General features: G+C 62.2%; 13 protein-coding genes. 4 read left to right on the top strand and 9 right to left on the bottom strand.

Annotation, left to right across the window (positions count from 1 at the left end; genetic code table 11):
* The 7 genes from H4I99_RS10535 to H4I99_RS10505 all read right to left on the bottom strand — a co-directional run bounded on the left by H4I99_RS10535 (position 1) and on the right by H4I99_RS10505 (position 7,681).
* Positions 1–1,044, bottom strand: a complete 1,044-nt coding sequence (locus H4I99_RS10535) for an ABC transporter substrate-binding protein (protein ID WP_163902808.1) — start codon at positions 1,042–1,044, stop codon at positions 1–3.
* Positions 1,045–1,228: 184 nt separating this feature from the next.
* Positions 1,229–2,287, bottom strand: coding sequence for an isopenicillin N synthase family dioxygenase (locus tag H4I99_RS10530; protein ID WP_163902806.1), 1,059 nt, complete (start codon positions 2,285–2,287; stop codon positions 1,229–1,231).
* 178 nt (positions 2,288–2,465) lie between these two features.
* Positions 2,466–3,158, bottom strand: coding sequence for a methionine ABC transporter permease (locus H4I99_RS10525; protein ID WP_163902804.1), 693 nt, complete (start codon positions 3,156–3,158; stop codon positions 2,466–2,468).
* Positions 3,112–4,260, bottom strand: coding sequence for a methionine ABC transporter ATP-binding protein (locus tag H4I99_RS10520; RefSeq protein ID WP_163902802.1), 1,149 nt, complete (start codon positions 4,258–4,260; stop codon positions 3,112–3,114). Before H4I99_RS10520 ends, H4I99_RS10525 begins: the two co-directional genes overlap by 47 nt.
* A gap of 4 nt (positions 4,261–4,264) precedes the next feature.
* Entirely contained in the window at positions 4,265–5,062 is a 798-nt protein-coding gene (locus H4I99_RS10515) for a MetQ/NlpA family ABC transporter substrate-binding protein (protein WP_163902800.1), read from the bottom strand.
* Positions 5,063–5,123: 61 nt separating this feature from the next.
* The gene (locus H4I99_RS10510) at positions 5,124–6,509 is read right to left on the bottom strand and encodes an FAD-binding oxidoreductase (protein ID WP_163902798.1); all 1,386 of its coding nucleotides are present in this window, start codon (positions 6,507–6,509) and stop codon (positions 5,124–5,126) included.
* The gene (locus tag H4I99_RS10505; RefSeq protein ID WP_163902796.1) at positions 6,506–7,681 is read right to left on the bottom strand and encodes an aminotransferase; all 1,176 of its coding nucleotides are present in this window, start codon (positions 7,679–7,681) and stop codon (positions 6,506–6,508) included. The genes H4I99_RS10510 and H4I99_RS10505 overlap by 4 nt, the downstream gene beginning before the upstream one ends.
* A gap of 330 nt (positions 7,682–8,011) precedes the next feature.
* Here H4I99_RS10505 and H4I99_RS10500 point away from each other — a divergent pair, with 330 nt between their 5' ends.
* The 4 genes from H4I99_RS10500 to mgrA all read left to right on the top strand — a co-directional run bounded on the left by H4I99_RS10500 (position 8,012) and on the right by mgrA (position 13,178).
* Positions 8,012–9,418: an LLM class flavin-dependent oxidoreductase gene (locus H4I99_RS10500; RefSeq protein ID WP_163906022.1), complete on the top strand. Its 1,407-nt coding sequence runs from the start codon at positions 8,012–8,014 to the stop codon at positions 9,416–9,418.
* 38 nt (positions 9,419–9,456) lie between these two features.
* Positions 9,457–10,725 carry an SfnB family sulfur acquisition oxidoreductase gene (locus H4I99_RS10495; protein ID WP_163902794.1) on the top strand — a complete coding sequence of 423 codons (1,269 nt, stop codon included), beginning with the start codon at positions 9,457–9,459 and terminating at the stop codon, positions 10,723–10,725.
* Between the two features lie 10 nt (positions 10,726–10,735).
* Positions 10,736–11,998: an SfnB family sulfur acquisition oxidoreductase gene (locus H4I99_RS10490; RefSeq protein ID WP_163902792.1), complete on the top strand. Its 1,263-nt coding sequence runs from the start codon at positions 10,736–10,738 to the stop codon at positions 11,996–11,998.
* Between the two features lie 136 nt (positions 11,999–12,134).
* Positions 12,135–13,178: an L-glyceraldehyde 3-phosphate reductase gene (mgrA, locus tag H4I99_RS10485; RefSeq protein WP_163902790.1), complete on the top strand. Its 1,044-nt coding sequence runs from the start codon at positions 12,135–12,137 to the stop codon at positions 13,176–13,178.
* 574 nt (positions 13,179–13,752) lie between these two features.
* Here mgrA and H4I99_RS10480 read toward each other — a convergent pair.
* A complete protein-coding gene (locus H4I99_RS10480; protein ID WP_425314379.1) occupies positions 13,753–16,029 on the bottom strand; it encodes a tetratricopeptide repeat protein in 2,277 nt (758 codons plus the stop codon).
* On the bottom strand, positions 16,026–17,030 hold the full coding sequence (locus H4I99_RS10475; RefSeq protein ID WP_163902789.1) for a family 8 glycosyl hydrolase: 1,005 nt from the start codon (positions 17,028–17,030) through the stop codon (positions 16,026–16,028). The genes H4I99_RS10480 and H4I99_RS10475 overlap by 4 nt, the downstream gene beginning before the upstream one ends.
* Positions 17,031–17,038 lie beyond the last annotated feature (8 nt).

Here is a 17,038-nt window from a genome sequence, read left to right as displayed (position 1 = left end):
TCACGCAAAGATGTCGATGGTGATGCGGTTTGCGATTTCCTCCGGATCGGTGGAGGCATCGGCAACGCCGGTGAGCTTCAGGTCCTCGTAGCCGGTCCTTACCTCCTTCACGAGTTCCTTGCCGAACCAGTGGTCGTGATAGGTGAAGGACGCGAGAACCTCGGTCAGATCCTCGAGCGGCAGGCCGGGCTTCAGCGTGTCGAAATACCACTTCGCCACTTCGTCCGGATGCTGCGCGGTGTACTGGTGGATTTCGAGGTTGGCCGCGGCGACCCGCTTGATGGCGTCCTTGTTGGCTTCGTAGTAATCGCCGTTGACGCCGAGAACGCAGCAGACGCGATCCTGGAAGGAACCGGTCTGGGTATCGGCGATCTTCACGAAACCATGCTGCTTTTCATAGGAATAGGCCCAGGGGTCCATGTGCGCGACGGCATCGGCCTCGCCCTTCAGCACGCCTTCGGCGACGAGATCGAAGGGGAAGACCTTCCAGGTGACGTCGGTTTCCGGATTGAGGCCCGCCTTGGCGAGCGCAACCGAGAAGGCGACGCGGGAGGGCGACATGACGTCGAAGGTGCCGATCGTCTTGCCCTTGAGGTCGGTCAGCGTCTTGATGCCGGAATCCGGCTTGACCAGAACGCGCTGGCAGCCGCCATGGGAGCCGGCGAAGAGCTTGACGTCGAAGCCCTGCTCGATCGGCTTCAGCCAGTCATAGAGGAGACCCGGGCCTGCTTCCGCCTTGCGGGTGGCGAGCGCCTGAATGAGCGTCTGGCCGCTGGCACCCTGATAGAAAAGCTCGACGTCGAGGCCGTGCTTTGCGTAAGTGCCCTTGGCAAGACCGAAGCCGACGGGCGAGTGACAGGCTGCCACTTCCGTCCATTCGAGCTTGATCGGAATGAGATTGCCGGCAACCGCGTAGCTCGTCGTGCGGGCGCCGAAGACGCCGACGGTTGCGACCGCTCCGGCGAGGCCTGCCGTCTTGATGAGGGTGCGGCGGGAGAGAGCGCCGCTTGCCGGCTGCGTCTCAGGTGAGGAATTGCTGGTCATTGTTCGTCCCCTTCAATGAGATCCGGGGACAGGATAATAAAAGCAATGTTAATTGATAGATTTTATAGACTAATGAAAATTGCCGAATGGAAATTTTCTACTCTTTCGACGACCCCGAAAGGTTGCCTGTACCAGCCTCCCGCCGGCAGATCCGGCGAGAGGCTGTCTGCATCGAGCCCTGCCCTCAATAGGCCTGGGCGACGGCCGGACCGGCGAGCTGTTCCGGCGTCAGGAGGTCGGCGTGATGGGCACGCGCGACATCCGGATGCGAACGGAGGCGGCTCTTCAGGTGGTTCTGGCCCACTTCACGGAAGATCGGGTTCAGCGGATCGACGGTCACGCCGCGTTCGTCGCGCTTCAGTTCGTCCGGCAGGTCGATGACCGGGATCGTCGCGTCGTAGCGCGAGCCGAGGAAGAAGGCGACCGAGAAGCGCTCGACACCGGCCGGCGGGGCCACGACGTCATGCACGTCGGCGCGGACGAAACCGTTGGTCGCGAGTTCCAGGAGCTCGCCGGTGTTGATGACAAAGGTTCCCGGGATCGGCGGAGCCTCGAGCCATACGCCGTCTTCCGTCTGCACGCGCAGGCCCGGAACGGTATCCTGAAGCAGCACGGTGACGAAGCCGCCATCCTTGTGTGCGCCGACGCCCTGATCGGACTTGGCGACCTCGCGGCCGGGATAGCGGATGATCTTCAGGAGCTGCGAAGGCTGCGGCTCGTAGATTTCGGCAAAGGCGTTCTCCGGCTGGCCGAGCGCCACGGCGATGGCCTTGAGGATGTCGATGCCGATACGGGTTACTTCGGCCTGATAGGCGAGCAGCAAGGGCTTCAGCTCCGGCAGGGCTGACGGCCACTGGTTGGGACCGAACAGGCGCTTCCATGCCGGGGTATCAGGACCGAGCTTGACGGCTTCGCCCTCGGTGTTGATGTCGAGCTGTTCGCGCCAGTCCTGCTCGCCGCGGGTGCGCTCGTAGCCGGCGCGGTTATAGCCGCGGAAATGGGGCGACTTAACCATCTCGATTTCCAGCTTCTGCTCCAGCGGCAACGCGAAGAACTGCTTGGAGGTGGCGATCACGTCGGCGATCAGCTTGGGATCGACGCCATGGCCGGTGAGATAGAAGAAGCCGTGGTCGTGAAGGGTGCGTCGCAGGTCGGCGATGAAGCTTTCGCGCTCCTCGGGCGAACCATGGAAGCGCGAGATGTCGATCAGCGGCAAATGAACTGGCAGAGTATGAATGGTCATGACATTTCTCCTTTTCTTGCAAACACCGGAACGCCGGCGACGAATTCGGTCGGACAGAGCCTGTTTTCGCTAGAGCGCCGTGCGTCCATTCGGCCGCACAAAGGGGGTTCTAACTCATTGAATTTACTCATCGAGCTTTCCGAAAATCGTTTCCGATTTTCGGGCCGATGCGCTAGGCTCATGCCGCGGCCCGGCGGCGGGCAACCCGATGGTTGACCATGCGGGCTGTCCAGTCGCCGATCATCTGGATCGACTGGACGATCACCACGAGGATGACGACGACGGCGATCATCACTTCCGGCATGAAGCGCTGGTAGCCGAAACGAATGCCGAGGTCGCCGAGACCGCCGCCGCCGACAGTGCCGGCCATGGCGGAATAACCGACGAGGCTCACCAGCGTGACCGTCTGGCCGGCAAGGATGCCCGGCAGGGCTTCCGGCAGCAGCACCTTCCAGATGATCTGCAGCGGGCTTGCGCCCATGCTTTCGGCGGCCTCGATCAGGTTCTGGTCGACCTCGCGCATGGCCGCCTCGGCAAGGCGCGCATAAAGCGGCGTGATCGCGACGGTGAGCGGCACGATGGCCGCAAGCGTGCCGACCGTGGTTCCGGCGACGAGCCGGGTGAACGGGATGATCGCGACCATGAGGATGATGAACGGCGTGGAGCGGACGAGATTGACCACCGTTCCGGCAATGCGGTTGAAGATCGGCCGCTCCATGAACTGGCCGGGAGCGGTGACGACAAGCAGGATGCCGAGCGGCAGGCCGATGGCAGTTGAGAGCAAGGCGGCCGCAGCCACCATCGTCACTGTCTGCTTCAGCGATTCAAGAACGAGGCCGACCAGCGCCGGCGGAAACAGATCGAACAGCATGGCCGACGAGTTCTCCGTGAAGTCCAAGGGATGAAAGATAGGCAAGGATGCCGGACAGTTTCGGTTCAGCACCTTCGGCGACGAGGGTGATGACCCCGAGCGGGCGTCCGTCGATGTAGTCGATGCGTCCATGCAGGATGTTCGGGCGCACGCCGAATTGCTCGACCAGCGTGGCGACCACCGGATCGTGCGCCGCGTCGCCGGTGAAGACGATGCGAAGGACGGGATCGGTATTGGCGGCCGGGGCGGGAAGAAGCCGTTCGGACACCTCCCGCGGCAGGTCATGGGCCACGATACTGGCGAGGAAGGAGCGAGCGACGGGCGATTGCGGGAAGGCGAAGACGTCGAAGGTTGCGCCGCTCTCGACCACCTTGCCATGCTCCAGCACGGTGACGTGGCTGGCGATCTGGCGCACCACGTCCATCTCGTGGGTGATGAGCACGATGGTCAGGCCGAGGCGGTGGTTGATGTCCTTCAGGAGGTCGAGGATCTGCTCCGTGGTTTCGGGATCGAGCGCCGAAGTCGCCTCGTCCGACAGCAGCACGCGCGGCTCCAGCGCCAGCGCGCGGGCAATGCCGATGCGCTGCTTCTGGCCGCCGGAAAGCTCGGACGGATAGGCGTCCGCCTTGGCGGACAGACCGACGAGATCAAGAAGCTTCGGCACTCGGGTTCGGATGGTCTCGCGGTCGACGCCGGCGATCTCCAGCGGCAGCGCCACGTTGGCGGCGGCGGTGCGCGACGACAACAGGCTGAAATGCTGGAAGATCATGGCGATGTCGCGCCTAGCGGAACGCAACGCCGAGCCGGATAGGCCGCTGATCTCTCGACCGGCGACCGAGACCTTGCCGGAGGTCGGCTTCACCAGCCCGTTCAGACAACGGACCAGAGTGCTCTTTCCCGCGCCGGAACGGCCGATGATGCCATGGATCTCGCCCTCCGCAACCGCGAGCGAAACGCGATCGAGGACGGGACCGGTCTTCGGATCGTAGATCTTCGTCAGTTCATCGGCCCGGATGACAGGTACGCCGGTCGTCTCGACTGAACGGGCCGGGACCAGGTCATCGGACAAAGCAAGATACGGGGAGCGGGAAAGAACGTTCATGACATCACCAGCCGGCGATGACGTTGCCTTCGAACGTCTTCTCGATGGCGGCCTTCACTTCTGGCGACTTGTAGGATTCGACCAGGGTCTTTACCCACGGAGCGTCCTTGTTCTTTTCCGCAACCGCGATCAGGCAGAAATATTCGGAAAGCTGGTCTTCGACGAGCAGGCCGTCCTTCTTCGGGTTGAGACCGGCCGAAAGGGCGAAGTGCGAGGTGATGACCGAGAAGTCCACGTCTTCAAGCGAGCGCGGCAGCTGGGCGGTTTCCATCGGGATGATCTTGATGTTCTTCGGGTTCTCGACGATGTCGAGTTCGCTGGCGTTATAGGTGGAGCCGGGGGTGAGCTTGATGACGCCGCCGGCTTCGAGCAGCTTCAGGGCGCGGCCGGCATTGCTCGGATCGTTGGGGATCGACACCTGGGCGCCTTCCGGCAGGTCGGCCAGCAACTTGAACTTGTGGGAATAGCCCGCCATTGGCAGGAGAACAGTCTTGCCGCCGACGGCGACGAGGTTCAGACCGCGATCCTTGTTCTGACGGTCGAGATAGGGCGTGTGCTGGAAGCCGTTGGCATCGAGATCGCCATCATTGGTGGCGGGGTCGATCAGCGCGCCGTCGGAAAATTCGACGACCTGGATGTCGAGGCCCTTGGCCTTGGCGACCGGCACCAGCGCTTCGGCGATCTGGGCGTGCGGGCCGGCGGTGACGCCAAACTTGATGGTTTCGGCAAGTGCCGCGCCATGCGCCGCGATGAATAGGGCGACGGCCGAGACGGTACCGGCGATCAGGGAGGAATAACGCATGCAGTCTTTTCCTTTTTGAGAGACCTGTTCGGTCTTTTTCGTTGATCAGGTGTCTTCGTGATCAGGTGTCCGGCAGGACCTTGCCGGGATTGAGAATGCCGTGCGGATCGAGCGCGGCCTTGAGGCTGCGCATCAAGGCGATCGCCTCCGCGCCGTGTTCCTGTTGCTGGAACTTGCGCTTGCCGAGGCCGACGCCGTGCTCGCCGCTTGCCGTGCCGCCGGCCGCCAGCGCGCGCTCGACGATGCGGTCGGAAAGGCGGGCGACCTCGGCCTCCTCTTCCGGCCGGAGCATGAAGACGCAGTGGAAATTGCCGTCGCCGACATGGCCGACGATGTAGGCGGGGATGCCAGAGCGGGCGACGTCTTCCCTGGTTTCGAGGACAACCTCGGCGAGCCTCGAAATCGGCACGCAGACATCGGTCGGCCAGGAATGCGCTCCCTCGCGCTCGGCCTTGGCCCAGGCGAGGCAATCGCGGCGGGTCTCCCAGAGCACCCGGCTTTCTTCCGCATTCGCCGGCCATTCGAGGCTGCGACCACCATTTTCGCTGACGATGTCAGCAATCGTACCGGACAGCGACGCGATCTCGGCGGGCGCGCCGTGGAATTCGAAGAACAGCGTCGGCAGGTGTTCGAGCCGCATGTCGCCGCGGCGGTTGATGACATCGACCAGCGGCGCATCGAGAAGTTCGACACGGCCGATCTGCAGGCCTGCGCGCTTGATATCGGTGACGGCATTGACCGCGCCGGCCAGCGTCTCAAAACCGGCATGGGCGGAGACGGCATCAGGAATGGGATGCAGGCGGAGCGTGACTTCGGTGACGACGCCGAGCGTTCCTTCGGATCCGACGAAGAGCCGCGTCAGGTCATATCCCGACGATGACTTGCGGGCGAGCGAGCCGGTTTTGACCACCTTGCCCTCGGCGGTGACGACGGTCAGGCCCAGCACGTTTTCCCGCATCACGCCGAAGCGCACCGCATTGGTGCCGCTCGCACCCGTGGAGACCATGCCGCCGATCGAGGCATTGGCGCCGGGATCGACCGGAAAGAACAGGCCGGTGTCGCGCAGCGCCTGATTGAGATCCAGACGACGGACGCCGGCACCGACGCGGGCAATCATGTCATCGGGGCGGATCTCGAAGATCTCCGAGAGTTCCGAGGTATCGAGCGAAATGCCGCCCCTGTGCGGAATGGCGCCGCCCTCCAGCCCCGAGCCCGCGCCGAATGGCGTGACCGGCACGCGGTTGCGCGCGGCGATCTTAACGACATCCACCACTTCGGCCGTCGACTTCGGATGCACGACGATATCCGGTTCGCTCGGCTCGTGATGGCTTTCGTCGCCGGCATGCAGCCGGCGAGCCGATTTGCCCGTGGAGACCGACGAGGGAAAGCGCGCCTCCAGCGCCGCAATCGCGGCCCCTATGTTCTGCGGGGTCACATGACGGTTCACGAGGCCGCCCTCCAACCCTGCCCTTCGCGCCAGCGGCGCAGTCGGGAAACGGCGGAAATGATCGTCTCCTCCTTCTTTGCGAAGCAGAAACGGACATGGCTCTTCACGTCGCGGTCGCCATAAAAGGACGAGACAGGCACGGGCGTGACGCCTGTCTCCAGCGTCAACCGGCGGGAGAAAACGAGATCGTCGCCTTCGGGATCGAGCGGCGCGACATTGGCCACGGCGAAATAGGTCGCGGGAACATCGGCCACCTCGAAGCCCGCATCCCGCAGGCCCTTGACCAGCAGGTCGCGGCGGGCGGCAAGCGTCTTGCGCAGACCGAGGAAATACTCGTCCGGCAGGTTGAGGCCAACGGCCACGGCAGCCTGCAGGGCGGGCGGCGTGGTGAAGGTCACGTACTGATGCGCCCGGGCAATCGGCTGCAGTAGGTCGGCACTTGCGGTGATGTAACCGACCTTCCAGCCAGTGACCGAAAAGCTCTTGCCGGCGGAACCGATGCGCACGACCCGGTCACGAATGCCTTCGACGGCAAACAGGGAATGGAAGGGGCGCGCATCGAAGACCAGATGCTCGTAGACTTCGTCTGCCACAATGACCAGATCGTGCTCGATGGCGAGATCCGCCAGGAAACGCAGTTCCTCGGGATCGAAGATCTTGCCGATCGGGTTCATCGGTGTGTTGATGACGATCAGCCGGGTTTTCGCGGTAATGGCCTTCGTCAGCGCTTCCCGGGGCAATTCCCAATGGGGCGGTGCGAGCCGCACCGGCACGACCTTGCCGCCAGCACGCCGGATCAGCGTCGCATACGCATCATAGACCGGTTCGAAGACGATCACCTCGTCGTCCCGGTCGAGAAGCGCAAGGAAGGTGTCGGTCAGCGCTTCGGTGGCGCCCGAGGTCACGAGCACTTCGCTCTGCCAGTCAATATCGAGGCCGAGGAACCGCTTGGCATTGTCGGCAACCGCCTTGCGAAGCGCTGGCAGGCCCATCATCGGCGGATACTGGTGTGGTCCGCTCTGCAAAGCCTCCACTGCCGCATCGATCAGCTCGCGCGGCTCGAAACCTTCCGGAAAGCCCTGCCCGAGATTGATGGACCCCGTTTCCGACGCCAGGCGCGACATGTATTCGAAGATTGAGGTTCCGGATTTCCCGAAGATCGGATTGACCATTTGCATTTGCCCCTGCAATGCCCTTGCGACATCTGATACAAACGCTAAAGTCTATAAATAAAATAGACAAAGTATGTTTTATTACGCTTCCGCGTCGATGCGGAATGGTTTTGCTGAAATCTCCGCCATACGCATGGGTCGAATGCTCCCGATCCGTCGCGGGCATCGGACTTGACGGATGTCATCTCCGGCCACTTTTCTGCAAAACCGCGATGTCGAGAAAAAACCTTTCTCCAAGTAATCTATAAAAAACATAGAATGACTGTTCTTACGGAACCGGTCTGCGATGCTGACCGACAGGCGGTTGGCGAAATCGAACGGAGCCATTTCATGACCAAGACCATTCACTTCAACGCGTTCGACATGAACTGCGTTGGCCATCAGTCGCCCGGCCTGTGGGCGCATCCCCGCGACCGATCCTGGAAATACAAGGATCTGGACTACTGGCAGGATCTCGCACGCACACTGGAAAGCGGCATTTTCGACGGCATCTTCATTGCCGATGTCATCGGATATTACGACGTCTACAAGGGCGACAACTACCACGCCATTCATCAGGCGGCGCAGATCCCGGTGAACGATCCGCTGCAGCTTGCGGCACCGATTGCGCTCGCGACCGAGCATCTCGGCATCGGGATCACGGCCTCGACATCCTTCGAGCACCCCTACACCTTCGCCCGGCGGCTGGCGACCGCCGACCACCACACGAAGGGGCGTGTCGGCTGGAACATCGTCACCTCTTACCTGGAAAGCGGTGCGAAGAATATCGGCCAGGCGGGCCTGCAACGGCATGACAATCGCTATGAGATCGCCAACGAATATCTCGAGGTGATCTACAAGCTGCTCGAGGGATCGTGGGAAGATGGCGCCGTGGTGCGCGACCGGGAAAACCGGGTATTCACGCTACCGGAAAAGGTTCACGAGATCGGCCACAAGGGCAAGTATTTCGACGTGCCCGGCTACGCGCTGACCGAGCCATCGCCGCAGCGCACGCCGGTTCTCTATCAGGCAGGGGCATCCGGCGCGGGCAAGAAATTTGCCGCCGAACATGCCGAATGCGTGTTCGTGGCCGCGCAGACCAAGACGATCCTGCGCAACTATGTGGCCGACGTCACCGCCCGGGCCGCAGTCGCCGGCCGCGCGCGCGACAGCCTGAAGATCTACAACCTGCTCACTGTTATCGTCGACGAAACCGACGAAAAGGCCAAGGCGAAGTTCCGCGAATATCTCGACTACGTTTCCTATGACGGCTCGCTGGTGTTCATGTCTGGCTGGACCGGGATCGACTTCTCCCGCTACCGGCCCGACGACCTCGTTCGCAAGGTCGAGACCAATGCGATCCATTCAGCGGTGGAGAGCCTCTCGGAAGGCGATCCGAACAAGCGGTGGACCATTCGCGAGCTTGCCGAATGGGGCGGCGTCGGCGGCATGGGTCCGGTCGTGGTCGGCTCTCCGGCGACCGTGGCCGACGAATTGCAGCAATGGGTCGAGGAGACCGGCGTCGACGGCTTCAACCTCGCCTATGCGGTAACGCCCGAGACCTTCGAAAACATCGTCGGTTATCTGGTTCCCGAACTGCAAAAGCGCGGCGTCTATCCCACCGAATACCGGCCCGGCACGCTGCGCGAAAAGCTGTTCGGCCGCGGCGCGCGGCTCGAGGCTCCCCATCCGGGCGCCCGCTACCGCGACATCGAGGCGATCAAGCGCAGCGAAGCCCTGCTTCCCACCGGTAGCTGATTTTTCATTCAACTTTCCATTTTGCCGAGGACATCACCATGGGTACCGTTCCCGAAACCAAGATCGATTATTCCGTCCATCCCCGTGTCAACTCTGCCGATCCGGTGCCGCCGCGTCCACGGCCGGCACAGCCAGCGCACATCGTGAAGAGCGATGCCGAGGCCATCGAGATCGCTGAAAAGCTCGCCGAGAAGTTCAAGGTGGGTGCAGCGCTGCGCGACCGCGAAGGCCTGCTGCCGATTGCCGAACTCGACGAATATTCCCAGAGCGGTCTGTGGAGCATCAACGTGCCGAAGGCCTATGGCGGCCCGGGCGTCTCCTACGCCACGCTTGCCAAGGTCATCTCGATCATCGCGGCCGCCGATCCGGCGATTGCCCAGATCACCCAGAACCATCTGGCAATCGTCGGCACCATCGACCTCGACGGCACCGAGGAGCAGAAGCGCGACCTGTTTGCACTGGCGCTTTCCGGCATCCGCTTCGGCAATGCCTTCTCCGAACTGAAGAGCAAGAACGTCGCGGCTTTCGAGACGCGGGTGCGCTTCGAAGGTGACGAGGCCATCGTTAACGGCGAGAAATTCTACACCACCGGCGCGCTGCTCGCCCATGTCGTGCCGATCGTCGCCGTGACCGAGGACGGACAGGCCTATCTCGTCTTCGCCGACCGCGAGGCGCAGGGCCTGACCGTGACCAACAACTGGTCGAGCTTCGGCCAGCGCACCACCGCTTCGGGCGCAGTGCGCATCGAAAACGTCAAGGTCGCGAAGGCACGCGCGCTTCACGTCACCTCCTTCGAACACCCGACCGTTGCCGGCCCGGTCTCCCAGATCATCCAGTCGGCCATCGATCTGGGCATCGCCCGTGGCGCGATTGAGGACACCATCGCCTTCGTCAAGACCCAGAGCCGTCCGTGGATCGACAGCGGCAAGGAAACGGCGGGCGAAGACCTCTTCACCATCGCGGCCATCGGCGACCTGCAGATCAAGCTGCATGCGGCGGAAGCGCTTCTCGAAATCGCCGGCCGCAGCATCGACGTCGCGGATGCCGACGCCAACGAGCAGACGGTCTCGGAAGCGACGATCAAGACCGCCGAATCCAAGGTGCTGACGACGGAGGTGGCGATCCTCGCGACCAACAAGCTGTTCGAACTGGCCGGCACCCGCTCGACGCTTGCCGAGCACGGCCTCGACCGGCACTGGCGCAATGCACGCGTGCACACGCTGCACGATCCGGTGCGCTGGAAGTTCTACCACGTCGGCAACTACTACCTTAACGGCGTCAACCCGCCGCGTCACGCCTGGAACTGAGGTCGAAGCGATGAGCCAGAACGACCGCAAACTGCACCGGGAGGCCGCGCTCACAGCCGGCCGTCCGGCACCGCATATCCCGCCGCGCCGCACGAAGGCCAACGTCATCAAGGACGATGCCGAGGCTATCGCCGTGGCGAAGGAACTGGCGCGGGATTTCGCCGCGGGTGCCGCGGCCCGCGACCGGGAGCGGCGGCTGCCGATCGCCGAGATCGAGCGCTTTTCGCAAGCCGGCCTCTGGGCCATCACCGTGCCGAAGGAATATGGCGGCGCGGGGGTCTCGGCGGTCACGCTTGCCGAGGTGACGGCGATCATTTCCGCTGCCGATTCCTCTATCGGGCAGATCCCGCAGAACCATTTCTACATGGTCGAGGCGCTTCGCCTTGCCGGCAGCGAGGAGCAGAAGAAGCACTACTTCCAGCGCATTCTCGACGGCGACCGTCTCGGCAACGCTTTCACCGAAATCGGCACGAAGACACCGGTCGACTACAAGACGAATTTCCGCGCCGAAGGCGGCAAGCTGCTGCTCAACGGCCAGAAATTCTATTCAACTGGCTCTCTCTTCGCCCATATCATCGTGGCCGTCGCCAAGAACTGGGACGGCCGGGTGCATATCGTCTTCATCGACCGCTCGACGCCGGGCGTCGATTTCATCGACGACTGGACTTCCTTCGGCCAGCGTTCGACGGGCAGCGGCACGGTGACCTTTGACGACGTGGAGATCACACCTTTCCAGGTGGTCGATCATGACATCGTCTTCGAAAAGCCGACGGGGATGGGTCCCTTCGCCCAGATTATCCATTCGGCGGTGCAGGTCGGGATCGCTCGCGGGGCGCTCGCCGAAACGGTCTCCTATGTCCGGGCCTATTCGCGGCCATTCTTCGAACTGACCATTGAGCATGGATACGAGGACCCGCATACGATCCACGCGGTCGGCGACGTCTCGATCCGAGTTCATGCGGCGGATGCGCTGCTGGCGAGGGCCGGTCGCCTGCTGGACATTGCGACGGCCGATCCGAACGAGAAGACGGTGGCGGAAGCTTCCATCGCGGTCGCAGAGGTCAAGGCGCTCGGCACCGAGGCGGCCCAGCTTGCCTCGACCAAGCTGATCGAACTCGGGGGCGCCCGTTCGACGCTCGAAAGCTACGGGCTCGATCGCTACTGGCGCAACGCGAGAACCCACTCGCTACACGATCCGGTCCGGTGGAAATATCACCATATCGGCAACTACTATCTCAACGGTCTCCTGCCGCCACGGCACGGTGCGCTCTAAGACTTTCTTTCTTGAAGCATAATCCTACTGGTCCTCGTTTCACTCCGGTCGGATTATGCTTTAAATCATGGTAACCCGACCTCGCCGGATGCGGCTCTCCCGCATTCGGCCTTTTCACGTGCAATGGAACCCTTGAATGACCTACACAGCAAACCCCGCCCGCTATGACGGCGCCATCTATCGCAAGACCGGGCGCAGCGGCCTGAAGCTGCCGGCCATCTCGCTCGGCCTCTGGCACAATTTCGGTGACACCACGACGCTCGAAACCCAGCGCTCGATCCTGTTCAAGGCCTTCGACCTCGGCATCACCCATTTCGACCTCGCTAACAATTACGGCCCGCCGGCCGGCAGCGCCGAGATCAATTTCGGCCGTATCCTCAAGCAGGACCTCGCCGGCTATCGCGACGAGCTGATCATCTCCACCAAGGCCGGATGGGACATGTGGCCCGGCCCCTACGGCGTTGGCGGCGGTTCGCGCAAGGCGCTGCTTTCGAGCCTCGACCAGAGCCTGAAGCGCCTCGATGTCGACTATGTCGACATCTTCTATTCGCACCGCTTCGACGCCGAGACCCCGCTCGAGGAAACCGCGGATGCGCTCGCTTCCGCAGTGCGCCAGGGCAAGGCGCTCTACGTCGGCATCTCCTCCTATTCCGGCAACAAGACTCGCGAAATCGCGGCCCTGCTTCGCGAGCGAAACGTTCCGCTGCTGATCAACCAGCCGTCCTACAACCTGTTCAACCGCTGGATCGAGAAGGACCTGCTGGCGGCATGCGACGAAGTCGGCTCGGGCATCATCGCCTTCACGCCACTCGCACAGGGCCTGCTGACCAACAAGTATCTGAACGGCATTCCGCAGGATGCGCGCGTCAACCGCCCGGGCGGTGACTTCCTGAGGCCTGAACACCTGAAGGAAGAAAACATCGAGCGTGCCCGGGCGCTCGCCAAGATCGCCGAACGGCGTGGCCAGTCGCTGGCGCAACTGGCGCTGGCCTGGGTGCTGCGCGACCCGCGTGTGACCTCGGCGCTGATCGGCGCAAGCTCGGCCCGCCAGGTCGAGGAGAATGTCGCAGCCCTTGGCAATCTCTCCTTCACGGCGGAAGAACTCGCCGAGATCGACCGTTACGCCGTCGAGGGCGGCGTAAACCTCTGGGAGAAGCCCTCCCACGATCAGGTGGTGTAAACCGGCCGGGATATCCTTCCTTGTGACGCATGAGAGTGCGACAACCACAAGCTGACAAAGATCAAACGCGGCAGGCCGGTCCAACCCCGACACCGCGTTCGTTTTTTAACGGCGGCCAGAAGCTGGCCGATAAGCCAGACATCCGTCCAAACGGCCGCCAATTATTAATTTCAGGTAAATTCATCCCCCTGGAGACCGATGCTTAACCCGGTGATAACCAAGCTCTTTTCTATTTCCGGCACAGGTATTTACTTCGACTTTTACAGACTTAAACGTAGTCGTGCCATTCAAACAAGGAGGACAGCATGAAGGCTGCGCCAGACTACGGACTGATTGGCGTTACGGGATTGGCAGTGATGATCTTTGCCTATCTCGCCCTTTCGGGGGTTACGCCTTAGTCGATTGCCATGACGGCGTCGACGTCAGAAAAAGCGGAATTCAGGACCTCGCCTCACCCAGGTCTTCGGACTGCTGACAAACCCGCCGACGTCTCGGCGGGTTTTGTATTTCAGGGGTCATTCCGATGGTCCGGGACGCACTCGGGCGAAGCTTGCAGAACGCTTCACAGGACGGCTCAATGCCGAGGATTCTGCAGTTCGTAAATATCAGCGAGCCCTTTCGATCCGTCACTGTTGCCGGTAGCGGCAACCGCTTCGAACAGGCGGCGGGCATCGCCCAGCACTCCAAGCTTCATGAGAGCGTAACCCCTCAGCACCATGAGATCAGTCGGCTCCGGCTGTAGCATGGCGCGCTGGTCGAGATAGACGATGGCTTCGCGGTAACGCTTCGAATCAAAGGCGGAAAGAGCACGATTGGCGAGGATGGCCAGCTGGAGCTCCGAGGAACGCTCCGGCCGCTGGGGCGACTTCGTTGCCGCCACGGCAGCACTCTTCGTCAGCCCCAGCCGAAGATAGGCGAGGCTCTGCCCATAGGCGGCATCTTCCCGCACATTGCGCGAAGGGCTCTTCAAGGCAATCTCGAAAGCATCGACCGCTTCCATGGGGCGGTTCAAGTCCATCAGGCACCAACCGCGCATGTTCGCCTGATCCGGAGAGAGGCTGGAAACGGTGTCCGTCACCGAGCAGCCACTACGTCTTGTCGATTTAGCGGGTGCGGCAGCCCTTGCTATCGGGGCAGGTGCAGTTTGCTCGACATAGGCCTGCCGCTCAACGGGCCGGTCCTGCGGCATTACGGGCCTATAAGGCTGTGCGGCAACTGCCTGTTGCCCCTGGGCGGAAACCACAGTCCGATTTGTCAGCATGCCCAGTCGGGCGATACGTTCCGAACGACCCGCCCATGCCCTCTGGATTTCGGCAACGCCTGCCTGATCGTTCAACTGCTGCCGGGTGATGACGAGGCCATAGGCCGACGGCTCGTCATCCGGCTTCCATTGCAGCGCCGTCTCAAACCAGCGGGCGGCCGTCTGCCATTGCCCGAAGGCGCGGGCGTACCAGCCAAGCTGCTGCGCAGTGGGCACGTAATGCTTCTCGAGCACGGTGGTTGCGACACGCTGGAGCACCGGTTCCGGGACGGTCGGCGGCGGGTCGCCGGCCAGGAGGTTCGCGGTAGATGCGAGATAGGTCGCGCCAGCCTCTTCGGAATCGTCGCGCCAGCGATACATGACATCTTCGGCCTCGGCGGAAGCATTTCGGGCTATCAAAGCCAACGCCAGACCTTGCGAGGCCGAAGCCGTGTCTTCTTTCTGTCGAGAAATTCGGAACCACTTCTCCGCTTCAGTCATATCCTTCTGGCGAACGTAATACCATCCGAGCAGCAGGCTGTCGGCGGCCTGCTGGCCCTGTTCCGCCAGGCGACGCAGCCGCTCGATGTATTCCGGAGCGATGGTCAATTCGGGCTTTTCATTGGCATCGGCCACGAAACGACGAGCCAGATCATCCCGCAACGGATCGAATTCGCGGGCGCCATCAGGGCCGCTCTTTTCCAAGGCCAGGAGCGATTGCAGGTCGCCATAGGAAAGAAGTGTTTCCGCTTTCTGGATGGTCGCGATGCGCTGGGCGGTGTCAGTGCAGCTCTTCAGGATATATGTGTAAGCATCGATACCGCGCTGGACCCTTTCGGTTTCGATGAAGGCTTCAGCCACGCGCCAGAGCACATCAACGTCGGAGCAATTGAGCAGGCTCGGCGTAGCCGCACCGATACCGATTACCGTGGCATATTGCTTGAGGTTCGATGCATTCACCAGCCGCGTTCGGGCCTCGGCAACATCAAGGCGCTCCAGAAGATCGGCCGGCGGCTGCCAGCCAGCCTCCGCCGTCTGGCGATCGGATATGGCACGACGGACTTCAGCATACCGACCCTGGGAATAAAGCTCCCACATCGCCTCGAGCTTCTGATCGCCGTTCACCGGAACAGCAAGCGGATCGGCCGGCGGTGTCCAGTTCGGATAAAGCGATTTCAGTCTGGCAATCTCCGCCTGCAGCCGCGCCGTATCCCCCTGAGCCGCAAAATAGCGCAGGGCGCTGAGATCGGGCTGGCCCGCCTTACCGGCGGCCGGGGACGACGTATCCGCCGTCGTGACGGTCTTGGGCGGCGAGGAAGTGGAAACAGGAGGCGTCTCCGGACCTAATGTCTGCGCCTGAGCCACGTCCGCAGTACTTTCCGGAGGCATTCCGACGGGGCCATCTGACACAGTCTGCACAAGCCTGCTGGTGCGGATCTGCTCCGCGATGGCCTCCGCATCGACCTGAGCGGTCAGAACCGGTATGCGAGACTGTCGCTGGCCGACGATATCCGCGGGAACGACATGTCGTTCCCTATCGTCCCCCGTCACAACCGTGACAAGGCTGCCGGCTACCGCCGCCGCGGTCAGCAACATCAATGACAGTTTCAGAGACACTCCGGGTGTTTCTCCCTGACAAACGCCAGACCCAGCAGTTGCAGGGTGGACGGATAATAGAACTCCGGCTCGAAACGAAACGCCGACGACGGCAGTTTCGTCCCATCCACTACACACGCCACAATATGGTTAACGATCTGATAACCGGCATCCGCCAGGACCTCCTTCGGCTGCCCGCTATCGAGATCCACAATGGCCGGCAGATCCTGATCCGTCGTCATTCCCTTCTGCAGCCGCTTGAGGAGTTGAACGTCGTCTACTCCCGCCCTCGCAAGGTAGAGCGGAATACGGATAGAATTGTAGGAAAATTCCCTGTCGAAACCGCTCGCCGGTTCGGGCCTGCGCTTCAGGCTGACCCATTCCGCCGGCAGGCGGGCCGGTCCGAACTCCAGGGAACGGATGATATCCAGGCCTCCCTGAGAAGCTTTTTTCCAGGACTCGGAGGGCGCTAGCAAATCTAGCACGGGAAACGCCTCGAAGATCCAGTAGGACGGATTGACGACAGGCCCATCATCACGATCCTTTGCCGAAAAACCTGACGCTCCCGGCAGCAGCAAAGTCTTGCCATTCGAAACCACGACTGTCTTGTCCAGGATGCCCCTGGCTATAAGGGATGCGGCCTTGATGTATTCCGGCTGCCTCCAGGCCGCCCCCGCAAGCGCCAGCGCATAGGCGATCAGAATGTCGCCATCCGTGGCATTGTTCGTATCGGCCACGTGGGGCGTCTTTTCGGGATCCCATTTCCACACGGCAAGCCCGTCGTCGCGGAGCAGAAGTTCAGTCTGGGTAAAATACCAGATCTGCTCGAAATCGGCGGGGCTATTCGCCAGATAGGCAAGAAGCAGGCCGTAACCCTGCCCCTCGCTATGGCTGATGTTGCCATTGGCATTGTCCACAATCCGGCCGCTGACGTCGAGAAAACGGGACTTGTAGAGCGTCCATTCTACTGGCTGGATCGACGGCTCGACGGCACGCGCCGGATCCGTGAATATCATGGCAACCA

Origin of the sequence: Paenirhizobium daejeonense (assembly GCF_014280875.1) — a bacterium.
Lineage (GTDB): Bacteria > Pseudomonadota > Alphaproteobacteria > Rhizobiales > Rhizobiaceae > Allorhizobium > Allorhizobium daejeonense.
Note: the sequence above shows the minus strand (reverse complement) of the source record. Positions and strands in the feature narration are given on the sequence as shown.

Excerpts from the sequence above, each read along its gene's own strand:
- H4I99_RS10515 (WP_163902800.1), bottom strand. The coding sequence starts at position 5,062 with ATGCGTTATTCCTCCCTGATCGCCGGTACCGTCTCGGCCGTCGCCCTA.
- H4I99_RS10490 (WP_163902792.1), top strand. The coding sequence starts at position 10,736 with ATGAGCCAGAACGACCGCAAACTGCACCGGGAGGCCGCGCTCACAGCC.
- H4I99_RS10530 (WP_163902806.1), bottom strand. The coding sequence starts at position 2,287 with ATGACCATTCATACTCTGCCAGTTCATTTGCCGCTGATCGACATCTCG.
- H4I99_RS10505 (WP_163902796.1), bottom strand. The coding sequence starts at position 7,681 with ATGGTCAATCCGATCTTCGGGAAATCCGGAACCTCAATCTTCGAATAC.
- mgrA (WP_163902790.1), top strand. The coding sequence starts at position 12,135 with ATGACCTACACAGCAAACCCCGCCCGCTATGACGGCGCCATCTATCGC.
- H4I99_RS10525 (WP_163902804.1), bottom strand. The coding sequence starts at position 3,158 with ATGCTGTTCGATCTGTTTCCGCCGGCGCTGGTCGGCCTCGTTCTTGAA.
- H4I99_RS10535 (WP_163902808.1), bottom strand. The coding sequence starts at position 1,044 with ATGACCAGCAATTCCTCACCTGAGACGCAGCCGGCAAGCGGCGCTCTC.
- H4I99_RS10475 (WP_163902789.1), bottom strand. The coding sequence starts at position 17,030 with ATGATATTCACGGATCCGGCGCGTGCCGTCGAGCCGTCGATCCAGCCA.
- H4I99_RS10500 (WP_163906022.1), top strand. The coding sequence starts at position 8,012 with ATGACCAAGACCATTCACTTCAACGCGTTCGACATGAACTGCGTTGGC.
- H4I99_RS10520 (WP_163902802.1), bottom strand. The coding sequence starts at position 4,260 with ATGAACGTTCTTTCCCGCTCCCCGTATCTTGCTTTGTCCGATGACCTG.
- H4I99_RS10495 (WP_163902794.1), top strand. The coding sequence starts at position 9,457 with ATGGGTACCGTTCCCGAAACCAAGATCGATTATTCCGTCCATCCCCGT.